A 19641-nucleotide genomic window follows, 5' to 3' on the forward strand; every position below is an offset into this window, starting at 1 on the left:
CAGTTCGCCCGCAACAACCTCTGGGTCACCGCCTACAACCGCACCGAACGCTTCGCCGCCGGCGAATTCCCCAACCAAGCCACCGGCGCCGACGACGGCCTGCACATCTGGACCCAAGCCGACCGGAACATCGTGGACCAAGACCTCGTCGTCTGGTACACCTTCGGCATGCACCACGTCGTCCGCCTCGAAGACTGGCCCGTCATGCCCCGCCAAAACATCGGCTTCATGCTCGAACCCCACGGCTTCTTCGACCAAAACCCCACCCTCAACCTCCCCAACAACGAAAACCGCACCGAAACAACCACCACCGAAACATGCTGCACCACCGACTAGCAGTCCATAACTGAGTCCGCGGGAGCGCGGTGATTCGTCACGGCGCTCCCGCGGACCTGCTTCGCCACCAGGGCGAATCGTCTCGGACCTTCCAACGTGCTTTGACGTTCGCGCATCGGGGTCCGTCCCATACTCCGCTGACCGCCAGAGGCGTTCAGCGGAGTAAAGATCACACGACGTTCAATCCATCAAAGGAGATGTTATGAGTGAAAAACGTTTGGATGATGTCGATCACCTGAAAAGGTCGATCGACTGGAAGCAGGGTATGGCGATTGCATTGGGGGTGCCCTTGCTGATTCTGCCGTCGTTGGGGTATCTCCCGATGTATGTGTCTGGCGCAGCTATTTTAATCTGGGGATTATCGGTCCTTCAGGGTTTCATGCAGAACACCGCGTACGCTGAAATGGCCACCACCTTTCCCAAGGTTTCTGGTGTGCCGGGGTTTGCGCAGCACGTCTTCCGCACTGAAAACTACAAAGGCAAATACGACAAGGGCAAGTTGCTCGGCGGTTTTACCGCTTGGAGCTATTGGTTTGGCTGGAACCCGATCCTGGCGATCTTTTCCATTTTGGTCGGCGGTTACCTCCATGGGCTTTTTCCGGTTCTGGGTGAAACATTCACTGAGTATCAACTGTCATTGATGGCTGGTGGCGTTATTTTCTCGGCATTGTTCGTGGTCAATTGGTTCGGTCTGAAGGAAGGCGCCATTCTGGGTTACGTTCTGGCGGCTATATCTCTGATACCGCTGGTGATCTTGGCTGTGGCACCTTTTGCTACCGGACACGTCGAGCTATCCAATATCACCGGCAGTTGGTGGCCGAGTGACTGGGCTTGGGACCTGCACCATATCCTGATTCTCTTTGGCGTCTTTGGAATTGCGCATTGGAGTGCCTGTGCCTGGGAAACGGCAGCCATGTACGGACCTGAGTACAAAAATCCGTCCAAGGATGCCCCGAAGGCGCTGTTTGCCTGCGGCGTCATCTGTTTGTTCTTGTTTGTCATGCTGCAGTCTTCAGTGATAGGCGTTCTGGGGGTTGAAGGTGTATTGGCGGAACCCGTGTCGCCGCTGATTCCAGTCGCCGAGGCTGTTTTCGGCCAAGCCGGTTCCATGATCACCATCATCTTGTTGATGGCCGCTATGGTCCTGATCATTCAAACGGCTTATCTGGGTTCTTCCCGCGCAATGCACTCCATGGCGCTGGAAGGCAACCTTCCTAAAGTCTTTGGTCACACCAACAGTCACGGAACTCCGTTTATTGCCTTGGTGGTCATCGCTGCCTTTAACTTTGCGCTGATTTCTATGGGAGACGCCTCAGCGGTCCTTGGGGCGTCGGCGATTGGCTACACCATAGCCCATGGTCTGACCCTGTTTTCTTATGTCAAATCTAAGACTGACCCGGCCTTTGCCAATGTGGAGAGGCCCTTCAAGGCGCCCAAACGTTGGAAGCATGTTGGCCTGGTCTTTGGCCTATTCAATGTGCCGTTGTGTGTTATCGGCGTAATCTACCTCAACAGTCTGGAAATCGGTTGGGCTCCCACCTGGGTGGCGTTTGGTGTGCTGGGAATCTACATACCCATCTGGCTGTATTCGCAGCATGAGACGAAACGGGCAAAAACCAAGGCAGCTGCCGCTCCCTCTTCAGATCACTACGCCGATGACCGGGACAAGGTCCTGGACCTCACCTAAAACCCGGCATCTACGCCTCCAGAACCTGGAGTTGGAGCATTCCCAGAACGCGGTCCCCGGTGCTGTTGACAGTGGCACCGGGGACCGATCCACTTGACCCACATCGAAGTAGGGCGTGATTCGCGTGTTTAATGTCCCCGCAGTTACCTGGACTCTCACGGCCGTCCTGCTGCTTGGAGCATGCCGTTACCTTCTTCAGGCGGCGAGGTCCCGCCAGCTCACGGACCAGGCCAATAAAAGCCTCCACGCCCTCATGAACGTCCTGATGGCTGCCATGTTGTGGAACCTTGTGCCATCAACCATGCTGGCCCAGATCGCAGTTCTTGCCGGCGCTGCACTGTGGTTTGTGATTCAGGCGGTCGCCCGGCCGGAGTTCAAGATGCTCTGTGCCGGCAGGCAAGCCCGACTGAAATGCGTTTATCACGGCCTCACCATGGCCGGCGCGGCAGTCATGATCGCAATGATGGCATATACACCCGCCGTCGGCCACGGCATCTCTCCGGCAGCCGCATCGTTAACGCTGCATACCCACCACGCGGCAGCACCTGCAGTCCAGAACATGGTGGTCCAAGGGATGGATCATTCACCCAACCTGGCGATCCCGCTCACAGTGTTCTTCGGAACTGCAGCAGTGGTCTTCATGGTGCTTCTACTGCTGGGCAGGGCAGCCAACCCTGCTCCCCATGGAAAAACGATGACACAACGCTCCGTGCGGGCCGAGCATTGGCACGAAGCTCTCGGCGCTGCTGTGATGGCCCTAATGTTTGCCACCATGTCGGCATAAACGGACAGTTTTCGGCGATGAAAAGATCGGAGAGCAATCAGCCCCATCACGGGAGGTGGCCGTGAGTCCGCTAGCCTTGAGCCTCATACAACTGGGAGCCGTGGTGTTCTCCCTCGGCCTGTTGGCGCGCCTGGCCGGTCAGATCGGGATGTCGCCCATCCCGCTGTATCTTCTGGGCGGCCTCGCTTTTGGCACGGGCGGGATTGTTGAGCTTGACGGCATGAAGCCAGTCGCGCACCTCTTTGGAGAGATCGGCGTTATTCTGCTGTTGCTTATGCTTGGGCTGGAATATACGGCGTCCCAGCTTCTCACCGGGCTACGGAGGTCGTGGCAGGCCGGTCTCCTCGACCTCGTCCTCAATTTCCTCCCGGGGGCGGCACTGGCCTTCTTTCTGGGTTGGGGGTTCGTGGGTGCAATGGTGATGGGCGGCGTCACCTACATCTCCTCGTCGGGCATCGCGGCGAAGGTGATCACTGATCAGGGCTGGCTGAACAACCGCGAAACCCGCGTCGTGATCTCCATCCTGGTGTTTGAAGACCTGACCATGGCTGTATACCTCCCAGTCCTCACCAGCATCCTGGCCGGCCTCAGTTTCCTCGGCGGCCTCACAACAGTGGGCATTGCGCTGGCTGCGGTGAGCGTGGTCCTGATGGTTGCGCTTCGCCACGGACACCATGTGTCCAAGGCTGTCCACAGCGAAAACTCAGAGGTTTTCCTCCTGAAGGTCCTGGGCGCGGCCCTGCTCGTAGCCGGCGTGGCATCAGTCATGCAGGTGTCAGCAGCGGTAGGCGCCTTTTTGCTCGGCATCGCGATCTCCGGCGTCACATCGCACAGTGCCACGCGCATCCTGACACCGCTGCGGGACCTGTTTGCCGCAATCTTCTTTGTGGCGTTCGGGCTGAACACTGATCCTGGGTCCATTCCGCCGGTGATCGGCTGGGCGCTCGTCCTCGCCCTTATCACTACGGCCAGCAAAATGGTCACCGGTATCTGGGCCGCGAAGCGTGCGGGCATTGGCCGCCCTGGCCGTCTCCGTGCCGGAGCCGCGCTGATAGCCCGAGGGGAATTCTCGATCGTCATCTCCGGACTGGCGGTGGCATCCGGTGCCGTCACGCAAGAACTGGCGGCCTTGGCTACCGCCTACGTACTGGTCATGGCCGTCGTGGGCCCGCTGGCCGCGCGCTACGTCGAACAGTTGGCGGACATTTTGCTGCCGCTGGAAGGTGTCGCCACCAATGCCTAGCCAGCGGTGCCCGGAAGTCCGGTAACTTAGCGCAGCGGAGCCGATGGCTCCTTGATGCCCGGCACTTCAGCGGGGGAGGGGGCGCCGGCCGGTGCAGCTGCGGCGGGGAGCGCACGGGCGCGCCTGCCCTTCGCGCCGCGCCCGCTGGACCGGCCGTAGACGAGGTACATGGTCAGCCCGGTGATTACCATGAGCAGGACTGTGTAAACGAACGTGTTGGCCACGCCCTCCACGCCTTCGGCACCGTCCGTGTTCGCTTTGATGATCAGGCCCAGCGGTTGAACCAGGGGATGCGCCAGGAAGATCGCCGTGTCGTAGTCATCCAGCATGCTGTTGAAGTTCAACGCGGCGATGGCTGCGGCAGCAGGCAGCACCAGGGGCAGCAGGATCCGCCGGAAGACGTACAGGGTCTTCGCACCCATGATGGCGGCGGCCTCCTCCAGCGACGAGTTCACCGACGCAAAGGACGCCTTGAGCATGCGGAGTGTGAAGGGGATCTTGACCGTCACGAACGCGATCAGCAGGATCACTGTCGTTCCGGTCAGGACGGCTCCACCCACCAGGGGGTTGGGGTGGTCGTAGCTAATGATGAGGCCCAGCGCGAGCAGGGCCGAGGGCAGGATCCAGGGGATGTGGAGGAGGTATTCGAACAGGGAGCTGACCCAGTTGCGGTACTTCTGTAGCAGGCGGGCCACGAACAGGAGCCCGCCCACGGCAATCGCGGCGGCGAGGGCGCTGTAGATGACGCTGATGATGAAGGGCCGGAGGCCGGATTCCTGGGTCAGCACGCGAATGTAGTTGTCCAGCGTCAGGCTGCCCAGTGAGAGCTGCCCGGTCTGGATGGCGGCCCCGTCAGCGAACGAATACAGCACGATCAGCAGCACCGGGAGGCTGTAGACGGCGAACAGCAGGTAGGCGATCACATGCACTGCAGCGTTGGCCGCCGGGCTGGTGATCTTCTGCTTCTGCAGGGCGGAGGACACTTTTGACACGGAGAAGTAGGTGCCGCCCTTCTCGAGCCGGGTCATCACCGCCAGCATCAGGATGGTGGCCACGCCCAGGATGACGGCCAGCAGCGCCGCCAGGTCACGCGAGGTGGGGCTGTTGGTGAAGGTCAGGATCATGGGCGTGATGGTCTGGAAGTCGCGGCCGCCCAGCACTTGCGGCGCGCTGAGCGCACCCAGTCCCGTCAGGAAGGACAGGATGGTGACGGCGAACAGCGTGGGCTTGAGCATGGGCAGCACCACCCTGCGGATTATGGTCCAGGTGGAGGCGCCAAGGTTTTTGGCGGCTTCGATGGTCTGGTAGTCCACGCCTTTGAGGGCGTTGGCAACGAACAGCATGTGGTTGGTGGTGGTGGCGAACGTCATCACCACCAGGACTGCGAAGAACCCGGAGAACCACGCTGCGTCCATGCCGGGGAACACCTTCAGCAGCAGCGCCGTGACGATGCCCTTGTCCCCGTAAATGAACTTGTACCCGGCCGCCAGGACAATGCCGCCGTAGATGAAGGTGGAGGCGTAGCCCAGGAAGAGGATCCTGGAGCCCCGGATCCTGAAGTAGTGCGTGACCAGGACAACGAAGATGCCCACCACGTTGACGGTGATGGACAGCGCCACGGCCAGCAGGAAGCTGTTGCCGAGGGACTTCATGGCGCGCTGGGAGGAGAAGAGCTTCTCCGCGGCCCGCCCGGAGAAGCTGCCGTCAGGAAAGAACGTGGCGAGCAAAACGTTGAGGTTGGGCCAGACCAGGAACGCGGCAATGAACCAGGTCAGTACCGTTCCCACGATCAGGATGAACGGGGAGCGGAGCATGCTTTTCGCTGAGGTTCCGCTCATGGCAGGGCCACTGCCTGGGCCTGCCTTTCCAAGGCCTTGCCGGTATCCGGATGGTACTGCAGCACGTGCGCAGGTTGGACGTACACGGTAGTTTCCGCGCCCACCGCCGGGTGCGCGGCGCCGTCTTCCTTCACCAGCAGCCGGAGGTCCGCGCCGTGGCTCCGCACCATGTAGCGGCTGTGGAGTCCGTGATAGGTGCGTGAAACCACCTGCCCGGAAAGTCCGACGGCGGTGCCCCCGTTGGCGGGCGGCGTCAGTGACGCCTTTTCCACCCGAAGATAGGACTTGGCAGCGGGGCTGAGGTCCGCGCCGGAAAGCCTGTTGAGTTCAGCGATGAAGTCCGGCGTGAGCGGCGAACTGTCACCGATGAAGTTGCAGACAAATTCCGTGGCGGCATCATCGTAAATCGACTGCGGCGTCCCCACCTGCTCCACGACGCCCTTGTTGAAAACGGCCACCCTGTCGCTCATGGCCAGGGCTTCGTCCTGATCGTGCGTGACGTACACGGTGGTGATGCCGAACTCGCTTTGCAGGTCCTTGAGCTGCTGCCGGAGCTGGTGCCTAAGCTTGGCGTCCAGGTTGGACAGCGGCTCATCCAGCAGGAGGATCTTGGGCCGCAGGACCAGTGCCCGGGCCACGGCAACGCGCTGCTGCTGGCCACCGGACAGCTCGGCAACGTTCTTATGCAGTTGCTCGTCGCTGAGCTCCACCCGGCGCGCGATGTCGCGCACCAGGTGGTCGATCTCAGCGGATTTTTCTTTCCGGACCCGCAGCCCGAAGGCGATGTTCTCCCAGACGCTCATGCTGGGGAACAGGGCATAGTTCTGGAACACCATGCCCACCTGCCGCTTGTCGCTCGGCAGCCGGGTGACGTCCTTTCCGTCTACATGGACCGTACCCGCAGAAGGCTCGATGAAACCCGCCAACGTGCGCAGCGCCGTCGTCTTCCCGCACCCGGAGGGACCAAGAAGTGTGAAGAACTCTCCGGGTTTGACGTGCAGGTCAAGGTTCGGGATGGCTACAAAATCGCCGAAGGTGACTTCGATGTTGTCTAGGCGGATCATGGGTACCTGTCTGAGGGGAGCCGGCTGGCCCGGCTGCGGTGCGGGACGGTGCGCGGGGCTGGCTCCTACTGCATGTATTCGAGCTCGATCTTCTCCATCCAGGAGCCCATGTTCTTCTGGACGAATCCCCAATCGATGTCCTGCTGCTTGACGGTCGAGAAGAACTTCACCACGTCGGGGTTGGCCTGGGCCGCAGCAGTCTTGTTGACCGGCATCGAGTTGAACTGCTTGGCAAAGGCGCCCTGCACGTCCGCGCTGCCGAACCAGTCAATGAACTTGACGGCCTCAGCTTTTTTCTTTGTTCCCTTCACGAGGGCAATCTGCTCCACGGCGAGGGGAACGCCGACGGACGGAATCACCGTTTCCACGTTGACCTTGAAGGACTTCTCGCGCTCGGCAACGATCGAGGAGGGCATCTGGCCCATGTCCACGTCACCGGAGGCTATCCGTGCGAAAAGGTCGGTCTTGGCCACTGCGGGGCTGCCGTTCCGGAAGTACTGTTCAACCTGCTTCCAGCCCTCGGCGGAGATGCCAAGGTCGCCTGAGTCGTCCTTGTAGCGGGAGAGGATGCCGGCGAAGACCAGCTGCGCAGTTGCGGTTCCGAGCCCTGTCACCCGCTCGTAGCGGGACTTGAACGCGTCCTTGGTCCAGAGGTCTGTCCAGTCCTTCGGGGCAGCGTCGGCGCTGATCTTGTCGGAGTTGTAGCCAAGAAGGATGGCTTGTTTCACCAGCGGCCAGTACGCCTTGCCGTCACCGGAGTCTCCCACAGCCGTGTCCACTTCGCCTGCCCAGGCGGGTTCGAAGGGCTCCAGGGCACCGGCTGCCTTGATCTGCGCGAAGTACATGTTGTTCAGCCCGAAGGCGACATCGGCAATGGGGTTGTTCTTTTCCGCGATGAGTTTGTTCGTGGCGTCTGCGCCGCCGGCTCCCACCACTTCGATCTTGAAGCCCGCCTTGGCGGCCTCCGCAGTCCACCACTCGCCGCGGCCCTCGCCGTTGGAGTTGGTGTAGACCACCAGTGTCTCGCCGGAAGGGACGGTCGACGTCGACGACGGCTCGCCGGAGGCGGCGGGGGTTGCGGTTCCGGCGCCGCAGCCGGCCAACAGGGTGACGGCGACGGCGGCTGCCATCAAAGTCTGGAATTTACGCACGATCAGGACTCGTTTCTGGACTTGGCTCGGAGCATGGTCCGGCAAGCCTATAGCTGGACTCGACTTCCGGGGGCGTTAAAAGCTATCGATTTGATAAACAGCCCGGCTGTCTAGTCTGGTACTGTTGCCGGAACGCTCAGGGCACAGTGCGTAAACGTGCGGTGAACGTCGGGAGGCGGGCGGGCCGGCTCGCGAAGGCGAGTCCCGCCGTCGTCAGTCCTGGTTCAGCGTTTCAGTGAGGTGGTGAGTCGGGATCCTGTCCCGGTCATACGTGATTTCGGTGTAGCCGTGCGGCTCGGGCTGACCTGACGGGCTGAGGTTCACGAAGACGATCTGCTCAATGGTGAGGATGCTCTGGCGCGTGATCATGTTGCGGACTTCTGCCCGCATGGTCAGCGAGGTGCGGCCGAACCGGGTGGCCGTCAGGCCCATCTCGATCAGGTCGCCCTGGACGGCCGAGCTGACGAAGTTGATTTCGGAGATGTATTTGGTCACTGCACGCCCGTTTCCGAGCTGGAGGATGGCGTAGATGGCCGCTTCCTCGTCGATCCATTTCAGCAGGCTGCCGCCGAACAGCGTGCCGTTGGCGTTGAGGTCCTCGGGCCGAACCCATTTGCGCGTGCGGAACGTGATGTCTGCTGATTCCATAGGGCGAGGTTAGCTGACGGGCTGTGCGGCGCACAGTGCTAGGGGCTGTGTGACGCCCGTTCGCCGTTCTGCCGCTCGCGGGGTTGGGTTGGGTCTCAGGCCATGGCTGTATGAGCTGCGCTGTGCGAGTCGATGGGTTTCGCGTAACAGTAGGAGTGCTCCACGCCGGCATAGGCACCGAAGTTGGGGACGGCTACAAAGCCGGAGTTCTCGTAGAAGTTCCTGCCGTCGGGCTGTGCTGAGCCGGCTTCGGCCTTGATCCGCGTGATTCCCTGCTTGTGTGCCTCGGCTTCGAGGGCCGCCAGGATGGAACTGGCCACGCCCGAGCCGCGCGTGTAGGGGAGCACGTAGAGCCGCTTGATCTCCGCCGTGGCGTCGTCCAGGAGCCTGAGGCCGCCGCAGCCCACGGGCTGGCCGGACCCTTTGTCATAGGCGACGAGGAATACGGCGCAGTCAGCGCCCGACGGCGGGGTCCCGGGTTCGTGGTCCGGCGTACCAAAGCGGGCGTCGAGTTCCGCCTGCTGGGCCCTGCGCAGATCGGCGCCAACAGGGTTGGCCCAGGTTACGGCCCTGATGTTGAGACGCGGGTTGGTCTGCATGGCTGCCTCGATTCGCCGAAGGGTTATGCCTGACAAACGTATGGGGCCGGGGTTACGCCGGTGTTTCCGAGCCGTAAGCACTGAGAGAACAGCCCACGGTCTGAGCGCATGAACGCAGCGAAAACTCTCGATGACCTAGTTATCAGGCCGTCTAAGATGATTGCATGGGCTCCAGAAACGTAGGTTCAGGGTATTGGTACGGGCCGGATGGCCAGTTGGACTACAGTGCCGCGGTGCTGAAGTCCCTCCGCGACTACCGCTCCGCCGAGACGACTGTGCGACGCTCCACTCGCGATTCCATGGGCATGGGGGAGACTGACATCCTCGCTCTGCGCTATCTCCTGCGCGTCCAGGCGTCCGGGGGCACTGTGGTACCGAAGGACCTGAGCCAGTTCCTTGGGATTACAAGCGCCTCCACAACGTCCCTGATTGATCGGCTGGTGGCGAGCGGCCACGTGCGCCGGGAATCCCATCCGACCGACCGCCGGTCGGTTGTGGTGGTGCCGACTGCCGAATCCGACCAGGAGGTCCGCGAGACGCTTGGCGAGATGCACCGCCGGATGATGTCCGTCGCCGAGGGTCTCACGGTGGAGGAGGCCCGGGTGGTGGTCGAGTTCCTCGACCGCATGACCCGCGCCCTCCAGGCCGGAGATGAGCACGCAAGGGATATAGCTAGTCCGACTAGTTAGTTCGCCTAGTAATATGTATGCTTATTATCATTCCTGAAAAAACTATAGGGAGTCATGAGCACGATCGAGACATTTTTTGAGGCAGTGCCGCCAAATCCTTTACCGTACGCAAGCCAAGGGGATGATTGGCCCGTTCACTGTGCAACGGAGATGGAAATAGTGGTTCCGGCGGTCGGTGCGACAGCAGTCGGCTACACCTTTGAGCCGGAGGAGGGGCCCGTCCTGTTGCCTCCCGTTTGGCGCTGTGGCTGCGGCTTCCAACTCGATGCGTGGGCGACTGGCTGGCCCGAACTGGCAGAAGAACGGTTGACACCCGAGGCGCGAGTACCGGCCCTCACCGCCATGGCATGACAGCCCTGGCGGTTACGCCTTCGGCAGCGTTCTCTCCGAATGGCAGCATGCCCGAAGGCGTGTTGGTGGGAGGCCGCTTCCACCTGAGGGAGCGCGTGGGGCGAGGATCCATGGCGGAGGTCTTCCGGGCCGTGGACCTGGCGGGCGGCCGCGACGTCGCCGTGAAGATCGCGACTGACAACTCGGCCGAGCACCGCGGGAGGATCGCCAATGAAGCCGCCGTCCTGGCCAGTCTGGATCATCCGTCGGTGGTCACCTTCTTTGAGGAAGGAACCATGCCGGTGCAGGGGGAGTTGTCATCCCGGCCCTACATTGTGGAGGAACTGGCGTTTGGGCCCAGCCTTGCTGAAACAGCCCACGGCCCATTGAACTCCCCGCGGCAAGTTGCTGCCTGGGCCGGCGGACTTTTCGATGGCCTCAGCCACCTTCACGGCCGGGGCCTGGTCCACCGGGACATCAAGCCCGCCAACCTCATGGTCAGCGGGCTGCGTCGAAGCCCGGTCCGGATCGTGGACTTCGGCATCGCGGCTTCTGCGGGCGCGGCGCCCGAGCCGGGCATGTCGTCAGGAACTGTGCACTATATGAGTCCGGAGCAGGCCTCAGGTGGTGCGGCGCAGCCGTCCTGGGATGTCTACGCCTTGGGCCTCGTCCTCCTGGAACTACTGACCGGGACAAGGGCGTACACCGGCACGGCTGTGGAGTCCCTGGTGGCTCGGACACTGCGCAGCCCTGTGGTTCCGGCCGAGTTGGGTCCCGGATGGGGTGCCCTGCTCCGTGCAGCCACCGCCATGGACAGTGCCGCACGACCGTCCGCTGCCGAAGCAGCTTCCATGGCCCGGGGACTGGCCGTTACCCCGCACCCGGAAACACTGCTGCGCCGGCGCTGAAGGCTCACGGCCGGCTGCTACGGGCCGGCCACGTCCGTGCCCGTGGGGTCCTCTGCTGTTGGGTCCGCAAGGGCCAGCCCGCCGATGGGGCTGCCATCCCAGTGAATCAGTTTCCACCCCGAGGCGGGGTCACCTTCCAGCGCCACGATGCCGGTGTTGGCGAGCACGTGACGGGCGGCGAACTCGTGGTCGGCGCCTGCGGCGCGCAGCCCTGCCCACGTGCGGATAGCGGCGCCATGGCTGACCACGGCGACGACGGCGGAGTCCAGTCCGCGGCCGGCGAGTGCGGCAATCCTGGCGATGTCGGCGTCGTACCTGTCAAAGAATTCATGCCCGTCCGGGCCGGCAGGCATCCGCCGGTCAAGGTCACCGGCCGCCCAGGAAAAGACAGTGGTCATGTATTGCTTATGGGCTTCGTGGTCGGTGAGCTTCTCCAGGGAGCCGGCCTCGATTTCGTGCAGGCCGTCCAGCACCTCAACCTCGAGGCCCTGCATCCTGGACAGCGGCGCAGCAGTGATCTGGGTCCGCACCAGCGTCGATGCGTATAGGGCGCCGATCCGTTCGTTGGCCAGGGACCGCGCCATGGCCGCCGCCTGCCGCTCTCCCAGTTCGGTGAGCCCCGGCCCCGGGTGGGCGGTGTCCAGTTGGCCGAGTACGTTGCCGGGGGTCTGTCCGTGGCGGATGAGGAGCAGCTTCATGACTCCAGTTTCGCACCTGCCGGCCATGGGTTGCCGCAACCGGAAAACAAAGGCGCCGGGCCCGCAGGAGCCCGGCGCCGCCGTCGTACTTTATTGTTGCTGCTAAAACGCGTCCTACTTCAGGTGGTCCACCAACTGCTCCGCGATGCCGGTGTACTTGCCGGGCGTGAGGGCGAGCAGCCGCGCCTCGGCGTCGGCGGACAGGCCCAGGCTCTGGACGAAGTCCTGCATGCGGGCGGCGTTCACGCGCTGTCCACGGGTGAGGTCTTTGAGGCGCTCGTACGGGTTTTCCATGCCTTCGACGCCGGCGATCGCCTCGGCGCGCATGACCATCTGGATCGCTTCACCCAAAACTTCCCAGTTGGTGTCGAGGTCAGCGGCGAGGACGTCTTCCGCGACGTCCAGGCGGTCCAGGCCCTTGGCGACGTTGGAAATTGCGAGCAGGGAGTGCCCGAACGCCACGCCGATGTTTCGCTGGCTGGAGGAGTCGGTGAGGTCGCGCTGCCAGCGGGAGGTCACCAGGGTGGAGCCCAGGACGTCCAGGAGGCCGGAGGAGATCTCCAGGTTGGCCTCGGCGTTTTCGAAGCGGATGGGGTTGACCTTGTGCGGCATTGTGGAGGATCCGGTGGCGCCTGCCACCGGGATCTGGGCGAAGTAACCGATGGAGATGTAGCTCCAGATGTCCGTGCAGACGTTGTGCAGGATCCGGTTGAACCGTGCCACGTCGGCGTACAGCTCTGCCTGCCAGTCGTGGCTCTCGATCTGGGTGGTCAGCGGGTTCCAGGTCAGGCCGAGGCCCTCCACGAAGGACTTCGCAACCTGCTGCCAGTCGGCGCCGGGAACGGACGCGACGTGCGCGGCGTAAGTGCCGGTGGCGCCGTTGATCTTGCCCAGGTATTCGGTTTTGGCGATCCGGTCCAGCTGGCGGGTCAGGCGGTGCGCGATGACTGCCAGTTCCTTGCCAAGGGTGGTGGGCGTGGCTGGCTGGCCGTGGGTGCGGGACAGCATGGGAACAGCGCGGTTGTCCTCGGCCATCTTGCTGATCTGGGCCACCAGGGCGCGGGCGGCGGGCAGCCACACGTCCTCAACAGCACCCTTGACGCCCAGCGCATAGGAAAGGTTGTTAATGTCCTCGGACGTGCAGCCGAAGTGGATCATCGCCGTCAGGTTTTCAATACCGATGGCCGGCAGGCGGCGGCCGATGTAGTACTCCACGGCCTTGACGTCGTGCACCGTGACGGCTTCGATTTCGGCCAGTTCAGAGACCGAGGCAGCATTGAATTCCGTGACGATTGCGCGGAGCTGGTCCTGCTGCTCCTGGCCCAGCGGGCCCGCCCCAGGAAGGACGTTGTTGCTGGTCAGGTGGATGAGCCATTCAACTTCCACCGCCACGCGGTCACGGTTGAGCGCCGCCTCGGACAGGTAGTCAACGAGGGGTGCGACGGCGGACTGGTAGCGGCCGTCCAGCGGGCCCAGGGCGATCGGCTCCGGCGACGCGGCGAGGGCCAGGCGTCCGGAGGGCGTGCGGGTGTCAGCTGTGGCGGCAGTTTCAGGCATGTGCTGATTGTTTCACGAACTCCGGCCGCGGCTTAAGCGGGAGTCCGCGGCGGTGGCTCAAGCAGGAGGTTCCGGGCGACTTGTTCACATAGCCGACGGCGGCGCTTCCGTCGCATGTGCGCCTTCCGTAGCGTTGGGGCTCAGACGAGAAGCATCGAAAGATGCGGGGCAGGGTGGAGGCAGCACTGTGCACCAGGCGAGGGGGAGCGGGCATGGCCGGGGATGTGACGGGTTCCAACCAGGAGCGCATGGACCGCGCCTACGAGATTCAGTATTTGGCGTCCCGGGTGGCCCGGTGTGCTGAACAGGTGGAAACAGTTTTGGCTAGAATCCGGGACATCCAGCTGCTGGAATGGCAGTCACCTGCCGGGCGGGCGTACCGGAACTCGGTGGCCTTGCAGGAGGTAGCCCTCGGCAGGGCATGCGGACGGCTCACGGAGGCCCGGCTCGCGGTGGGGCGCCATGCGAGGGAGGTTGCGGCGTCGGCCGGGAGTTCGGCGGGGTGGTACTGATGGCCGACGTGACGCCGTCGGGCAGCGGGGGGCCAATAGAGCTGACTGGCCCGGCCGTGGAAGGCGGCCTGGAGATTAGGGGCGGTGTTGGGGGAATGACCTTCCAGCTCGAGGAACTGATGGTGGGGGCGGGCAGGCTCGACGCCCTGGCAGACGAGTTGGCCTCCGTGGAGGCCGAGGTCTTCAGAATCTGGGGTGACCTGGGCGCGTACCAGAAAGATTTGCGTCCGTCCGGGACGGAGGCACTGCAGTCCGTCGGCGAGGCCCGGTGGGGCGTCAAGGCTGTCCGTGAAGAACTGCAGGACCTCAGTAAGCACGTCCGGGCCAGCAAACACGATTACGAAGCCGCGGAGGCGTGGGCAAGCTTCGCGCGGGGACTGGGCGGCGGATTGACCAGCCCCGAAACTATCGGGCGGCAGGCGGTGGACTTTCGGCTGGGATTGGTTCCCAACCGGCAAGTCACCGAACTCGTCGCCGGCCCCTTGGCGATGGCCGCCTTGTTGGCGCTCTCGCCGGAGCGCTTCTTCATTGCCCTCGGCATGGACTTCGCGGCCCGGCGGCACCTTGCGGCGGCGGTTCCGCTGCTCACCGGCGTGCTTGGCCGCTCCACCACTAGTCTCCAGCCGCGTCCGGTCACGGTGCACCGCATGGAGTCATTGCCGATTGAGTTCGATGGCTCGCCGGCTGCCCTCCTGGAACGGGCCCGGATTATTGGCGAACGGGGCGAGGGCTACGTCGAAGTGGTCGAAGTTGATAAGGGCGGGCAGAAGGCTTACGTGGTGGTCATTCCCGGTACGCAGGCCGGCGGTGACCTGGGCGGGGCCAACCCCTTCGATGAAGCGGGCATCGCAGAAGGGCTGGGTCACCGCTCCGCTGAAGTCAACGCGGCCGTGATGGCGGCGCTGCGGGCCGCCGGGGCTGAAAGGGGGGCGCCGGTGGTGGCTGTCGGCTACAGCCAAGGGGGTATCCATGCCATGAACCTCGCGGCTGACGACCTGTTCCTCGACGATTACGACATGAAGTATGTGCTGACGGTGGGCTCACCCGTGGGCGGCATCATTCCAGCCGCAGACGTCACTTCCCTGCACCTGGAGCACCGGCAGGATTGGGTCCCCGGAACTGACGGAACACCGAACCCGGATGCGAAAAACCGGGTCACGGTGACGCTCGGCAGCCCCGTGACCATACCAGATGGCGGCGAGTTCGGTATTGGTCCGGGGCATCGGCTCAGCAACTACACGGCCGGCGCGCGGCTCGTCGCAGGGAGCGATGATCCCTCCCTGAGGGCGTCAACTGCCGTACTTGCCGGCGTGCTCGGAGCCGGCGGCACGGCAACAGCCACACGCTTTGCCCTGACCCGGACCCGGGCCGAACCGGCGGGTGCGCCGGGTGCGCCCGGTCCAAGGCTGCAGCCCACGCAGGGGCCGTCACCGCAGAAGTCGGAGGCGGACCGGCAGGTGACCACAGGAAAGATGCAAGGTTGAGTGGCGGCGCCAGCCGGCCGGTGGGTGGCCCATTGATAACGCTGCAGCCGAGTCGACGCAGCGCTACCGCCTGCCGCCGCCCGGCACCCTTCCCGCTACGAGCGAGATGAGGGTGATGATGATGGCCGCGAGGACCGCTGTCCAGAAGAACGAGTCGATGGTGAAATGCACCGGCGTGTAGCTGCTGAGCCATGACGTCAGGTACAGCATGGCGGCGTTAATGACGATCGTAAACAAGCCCAGGGTGAGGATGGTGATGGGCAGGGACAGGAAACTGACCAGGGGACGGACAAACGCGTTCACCACGCCGAAAATCAGTCCAATGAACAAGTAGGCCAGGATGATGCCGATGGTCTCCGTGCCCTGCGTTACGCCCGTGGTGGCCACGGCCTCGGTCGTGGCAGACGTGGAGATATCAAGGCCCGGCAAAATCCAGCTGGCAATCCAGAGGGCCAGCCCGTTGATCAGGACCCGAACAATAAAGGAGCGCATGGGTTTATGCTGTCACACCGCCCTGTGGGCTCCGCAGGCAGAGGACCGGCTCCGCCCCTCTTCGGGAGAAGTAGGCTAGTTTGCATGACGTCATCAGAGATCCTGCCCGGGGAAATCCGGCCCCGCCCCGTGGTCGGCAGGCTTCCCCGCTACGCTGCAGGAAAGCCCCCTGTCGCCGTGGACGGGCTGGCCAGCTATAAACTTTCCTCCAATGAGAACCCCTTGCCGCCGCTCCCGGCAGTGCTGGCGGCCATCGCAGGCCAGACGGACTTCAACCGTTATCCGGACCCCCTCAGCAGCAAGCTGCGTGGAGCGCTCGCCGAGTTCCTGGACGTCCCTGCGGATGACATCGTCACCGGCGCCGGAAGCCTCGGTGCCCTCAACCAGCTCCTTTCCACCTTCGCGGGGCAGAACGACGACGGCAAAGCCGACGAAGTGATCTACGCGTGGCGCTCCTTCGAGGCCTACCCCATTAGCGTTGGCCTGGCGGGTGCGGAAAACGTCCGCATTCCCCTGCTGGCCGACGGACGCCATGACCTCGCAGCGATGGCGGCGGCCGTCACGGTTCGCACCAGGGTGATCCTGCTCTGCACGCCGAATAATCCGACCGGCCCCATCCTGACTACCGCCGAAACGGAACGGTTCATCCGGTCCGTCCCGTCTGACGTTGTGGTGGTCATTGATGAGGCCTACCAGGAGTTCGTTCGCGCGGAGGACGCAGTGGACGGCATCGGCCTGTACCGCAGGTACCCCAACGTGGTGGTGCTCCGGACGTTTTCCAAGGCCCACGGACTCGCAGGCCTGAGGGTGGGGTACAGCGTCTCAAACCCCGGCCTGACCAAGTACCTGCGGGTGGCCGCGACACCTTTCGCCGTGTCACAGATCGCCGAGCAGGCCGCGATTGTTTCCCTGCAGAATTATGCCCAGGTTGTAGAAAGGGTACAAAGCATCGTGGACGAGCGTGACCGGGTTACAGCAGGGCTGCGGGAGCTGGGTTGGTCTGTTCCTGAGGCGCAGGGCAACTTTGTCTGGCTGGGCCTCGGCGGCAACAGTGCGGAATTCGCTGCGCTGGCGGGGGAGCAGGCGCTCTCGGTGCGTGCGTTTGGCGACGAGGGTGTTCGTGTCAGCATCGGGGAACCGGAGGCGAACAGCCGGTTCCTGACGCTCTGTGCGAACTATACAAAGCCGCCACGGCGTTCCTAGCGCTTAACGTGCGCTTGGACAAGGACCTACTGAAGATAAAGTAAGGATCAGTAAGCCAATATATATGCCGGACATGGAATGCATTCCGTAAGTGGCATATATCCCAGCGACATTGCATCGCATCCGCATGCGGCAAGCAAGGAGACGGTATGGGCGCCACACATTTGCCCTCCACCGAGTTCGACGAAACAGCGGTAGACGACCAGCTTGAGGCCGAAGCCGAGGCCCGCCTCGGCGGACCCGCCGAGCCCATGGTGCAACTGCTGGCGCCTGACGGAACGCTGGGCACCGACCCGGTTTTCTCGGCGTACGCGGACCGGCTGGACGCGGAACAACTCCGTGGCTTTTACGCCGACATGGCCAAGATCCGCCGCTTTGATGTGGAGGCCACTGCGCTCCAACGCCAGGGCCAACTGGCGCTCTGGGTCCCGCTGACCGGCCAGGAAGCGGCGCAGATCGGCTCGGGACGTGCCAGCCAGCCGCAGGACTACATCTTCCCCACCTACCGCGAACACGGGGTGGCCCTGACGCGCAACGTGGACCTCGCCGAACTCCTCCGCCAGTTCCGCGGCGTCTCCAACGGTGGCTGGAACCCTAAAGACACCAATTTCCACCTCTATACGCTTGTCCTCGCCGCGCAGACCCCGCACGCCGTCGGCTATGCCATGGGAATCCAGCGGGACCAGAAGCTCGCGGCCGCGGCGGCCGGAGCGGGGGCCGACTCGGCCGAGCCCAAGGCTGCAGTCATGGTGTATTTCGGCGACGGCGCCAGTTCCGAAGGCGACGTCCACGAGTCCATGGTGTTCGCTGCCTCCTACGACGCACCAGTGGTGTTCTTCTGCCAGAACAACCACTGGGCCATCTCGGTGCCCAGCACCGTGCAGACTCGCATTCCGCTGTCCAACCGGGCCAAGGGCTACGGTTTCCCGGGCATCCGCGTGGACGGCAATGACGTCATCGCTGTCCATGCCGTGACCGAATGGGCCCTGGAGCAGGCCCGGGAGGGCCACGGTCCGGTGCTGATCGAGGCCTTTACTTACCGGGTCGGCGCGCATACAACGGCCGATGACCCCACAAAGTACCGGGAATCCTCCGAGGAAACCCTGTGGCGGGCCAAAGATCCGCTCGACCGCCTGGAAAAGTACCTCCGCGGCCAGGGGTTGGCGGACGACGCCTTCTTCGCGCAGGTCAAAGCCGACGGCGATGAACTCGCCACCTATGTGCGCAAAACAACGCACGACCTCGAGACCCCGGACATCCGGACCGCCTTCGCCAATACGTACGTCGAGGCCCATCCGCTGGTGGCGGAGGAGTTGGCCTGGTTCGAGGAGTACAGCGCCGGCTTCGCTGACGAAGCACAAGCCGGCCTCCCCGCGTCCGCAGGCACAGCAGACGATGAAGCAGCGACAGGAGTGGCCCGCTGATGACCACCATGACCATAGCCAAGGCCATTAACGAGGGCCTGCGCGCCACCCTGGACAACAACCCCCGTTCGCTGCTCATGGGCGAGGACATCGGTGCGCTGGGCGGCGTCTACCGCGTTACCGACGGCCTACTGGCGGAGTTCGGCGCGGACCGGGTGGTGGACACCCCGCTGGCAGAATCCGGCATCATCGGCACCGCCATCGGCCTGGCCCTGCGCGGGTACCTGCCCGTCTGCGAGATCCAGTTTGACGGTTTTGTGTTCCCCGGCTTCAACCAGATCACCACCCAGCTGGCCAAGATGCACGCCCGGAGCAACGGAAACCTCACAGTTCCCGTGGTGGTCCGCATCCCCTACGGCGGCGGCATTGGTTCAATTGAGCACCATTCGGAGTCGCCGGAAGCACTGTTCGCCCACACGGCCGGCCTGCGGATCATCACGCCGTCGAACGCCCATGACGCGTACTGGATGATCCGGCAGGCCGTGGAGTGCCAGGACCCCGTCATCTTCTTCGAACCGAAGCGCCGCTACTGGCTCAAGGGCGAGGTTGACACCGAGTCTCCCGGTGCGTCCGCCGATCCGTTCAAGGCGCACGTGCTCCGCGAGGGCACCGACGCCACCGTCGTTGCGTACGGACCGCTGGTGCCGGTGGCGCTTGCCGCGGCTGATGCCGCCGCCGATGACGGTCACAGCATCGAGGTCATCGACCTGCGCTCCATTTCGCCTATCGACTTCGACACCGTCACCGCCTCCGCCAAGAAGACCGGCCGCCTCGTCGTGGCCCACGAGGCCCCGACCTTCGGCGGTATCGGCGGCGAGATCGCGGCCCGGATCAGCGAACGTGCCTTCCTTTCACTGGAGGCTCCCGTGATTCGCGTGGGCGGCTTCCACATGCCGTACCCGGTGGCTAAGGTCGAGGAAGACTACCTTCCCGGCATCGACCGAATCCTCGAGGCGCTGGACCGCGCCTTGGCCTACTAGGCGCCCCGCCCCGC

General features: G+C 63.6%; 19 protein-coding genes. 11 read left to right on the forward strand and 8 right to left on the reverse strand.

Features of this window, described 5'->3' with window-relative positions:
* From AC1DIM_RS13690 to AC1DIM_RS13705, 4 genes are all read left to right on the forward strand, one after another.
* A partial coding sequence (locus tag AC1DIM_RS13690; protein WP_477711045.1) for a copper amine oxidase occupies nt 1-336 on the forward strand: 336 nt, incomplete at its 5' end.
* Nucleotides 337-538: 202 nt separating this feature from the next.
* Nucleotides 539-2023, forward strand: a complete 1485-nt coding sequence (locus tag AC1DIM_RS13695; RefSeq protein ID WP_477711046.1) for an APC family permease — start codon at nt 539-541, stop codon at nt 2021-2023.
* Nucleotides 2024-2147: 124 nt separating this feature from the next.
* Complete coding sequence (locus tag AC1DIM_RS13700; protein WP_477711047.1) at nt 2148-2807, forward strand: DUF5134 domain-containing protein; 660 nt, start codon at nt 2148-2150, stop codon at nt 2805-2807.
* Nucleotides 2808-2868: 61 nt separating this feature from the next.
* The gene (locus AC1DIM_RS13705) at nt 2869-4050 is read left to right on the forward strand and encodes a cation:proton antiporter (protein WP_477711048.1); all 1182 of its coding nucleotides are present in this window, start codon (nt 2869-2871) and stop codon (nt 4048-4050) included.
* A gap of 26 nt (nt 4051-4076) precedes the next feature.
* On the opposite strand, the gene AC1DIM_RS13710 is transcribed toward AC1DIM_RS13705, so the two are convergent.
* The 5 genes from AC1DIM_RS13710 to AC1DIM_RS13730 form a co-directional block, all read right to left on the reverse strand.
* Complete coding sequence (locus AC1DIM_RS13710) at nt 4077-5888, reverse strand: ABC transporter permease (RefSeq protein ID WP_477711049.1); 1812 nt, start codon at nt 5886-5888, stop codon at nt 4077-4079.
* Complete coding sequence (locus tag AC1DIM_RS13715; protein ID WP_477711050.1) at nt 5885-6952, reverse strand: ABC transporter ATP-binding protein; 1068 nt, start codon at nt 6950-6952, stop codon at nt 5885-5887. The genes AC1DIM_RS13710 and AC1DIM_RS13715 overlap by 4 nt, the downstream gene beginning before the upstream one ends.
* Nucleotides 6953-7017: 65 nt before the next feature.
* Nucleotides 7018-8082, reverse strand: coding sequence for an extracellular solute-binding protein (locus AC1DIM_RS13720; RefSeq protein WP_477711051.1), 1065 nt, complete (start codon nt 8080-8082; stop codon nt 7018-7020).
* A gap of 234 nt (nt 8083-8316) precedes the next feature.
* Nucleotides 8317-8751: an acyl-CoA thioesterase gene (locus tag AC1DIM_RS13725; protein ID WP_164203965.1), complete on the reverse strand. Its 435-nt coding sequence runs from the start codon at nt 8749-8751 to the stop codon at nt 8317-8319.
* A gap of 95 nt (nt 8752-8846) precedes the next feature.
* Nucleotides 8847-9350 (reverse strand): GNAT family N-acetyltransferase, encoded by a 504-nt coding sequence (locus tag AC1DIM_RS13730; protein WP_477711052.1) that lies wholly within the window; start codon nt 9348-9350, stop codon nt 8847-8849.
* A 164-nt stretch (nt 9351-9514) separates the two neighbouring features.
* Between AC1DIM_RS13730 and AC1DIM_RS13735 the strand changes: the two genes are divergently transcribed.
* Nucleotides 9515-10039, forward strand: a complete 525-nt coding sequence (locus tag AC1DIM_RS13735) for a MarR family winged helix-turn-helix transcriptional regulator (RefSeq protein ID WP_477711053.1) — start codon at nt 9515-9517, stop codon at nt 10037-10039.
* Nucleotides 10040-10386: 347 nt separating this feature from the next.
* A complete protein-coding gene (locus tag AC1DIM_RS13740; protein ID WP_477711054.1) occupies nt 10387-11277 on the forward strand; it encodes a serine/threonine-protein kinase in 891 nt (296 codons plus the stop codon).
* Between the two features lie 17 nt (nt 11278-11294).
* On the opposite strand, the gene AC1DIM_RS13745 is transcribed toward AC1DIM_RS13740, so the two are convergent.
* Entirely contained in the window at nt 11295-11975 is a 681-nt protein-coding gene (locus tag AC1DIM_RS13745; protein WP_477711055.1) for a histidine phosphatase family protein, read from the reverse strand.
* A gap of 114 nt (nt 11976-12089) precedes the next feature.
* A complete protein-coding gene (gene purB, locus AC1DIM_RS13750; protein ID WP_477711056.1) occupies nt 12090-13532 on the reverse strand; it encodes an adenylosuccinate lyase in 1443 nt (480 codons plus the stop codon).
* Between the two features lie 161 nt (nt 13533-13693).
* Between purB and AC1DIM_RS13755 the strand changes: the two genes are divergently transcribed.
* Together AC1DIM_RS13755 and AC1DIM_RS13760 are read left to right on the forward strand one after the other, a co-directional pair.
* A complete protein-coding gene (locus AC1DIM_RS13755) occupies nt 13694-14044 on the forward strand; it encodes a hypothetical protein (RefSeq protein ID WP_477711057.1) in 351 nt (116 codons plus the stop codon).
* Nucleotides 14044-15528, forward strand: a complete 1485-nt coding sequence (locus AC1DIM_RS13760) for a hypothetical protein (RefSeq protein ID WP_477711058.1) — start codon at nt 14044-14046, stop codon at nt 15526-15528. The genes AC1DIM_RS13755 and AC1DIM_RS13760 overlap by 1 nt, the downstream gene beginning before the upstream one ends.
* 63 nt (nt 15529-15591) lie before the next feature.
* On the opposite strand, the gene AC1DIM_RS13765 is transcribed toward AC1DIM_RS13760, so the two are convergent.
* Complete coding sequence (locus tag AC1DIM_RS13765; protein WP_477711059.1) at nt 15592-16020, reverse strand: phage holin family protein; 429 nt, start codon at nt 16018-16020, stop codon at nt 15592-15594.
* Nucleotides 16021-16104: 84 nt separating this feature from the next.
* On the opposite strand from AC1DIM_RS13765, the gene AC1DIM_RS13770 reads away from it, so the two are divergent.
* From AC1DIM_RS13770 to AC1DIM_RS13780, 3 genes are all read left to right on the forward strand, one after another.
* Nucleotides 16105-17223 (forward strand): histidinol-phosphate transaminase, encoded by a 1119-nt coding sequence (locus tag AC1DIM_RS13770; RefSeq protein ID WP_477711060.1) that lies wholly within the window; start codon nt 16105-16107, stop codon nt 17221-17223.
* 149 nt (nt 17224-17372) lie between these two features.
* Nucleotides 17373-18647 (forward strand): thiamine pyrophosphate-dependent dehydrogenase E1 component subunit alpha, encoded by a 1275-nt coding sequence (locus AC1DIM_RS13775; protein WP_477711061.1) that lies wholly within the window; start codon nt 17373-17375, stop codon nt 18645-18647.
* A complete protein-coding gene (locus AC1DIM_RS13780; RefSeq protein WP_477711062.1) occupies nt 18647-19627 on the forward strand; it encodes an alpha-ketoacid dehydrogenase subunit beta in 981 nt (326 codons plus the stop codon). Before AC1DIM_RS13775 ends, AC1DIM_RS13780 begins: the two co-directional genes overlap by 1 nt.
* The last annotated feature ends 14 nt before the right edge of the window (nt 19628-19641 follow it).

Source organism: Pseudarthrobacter sp. 01T43, assembly GCF_056398665.1.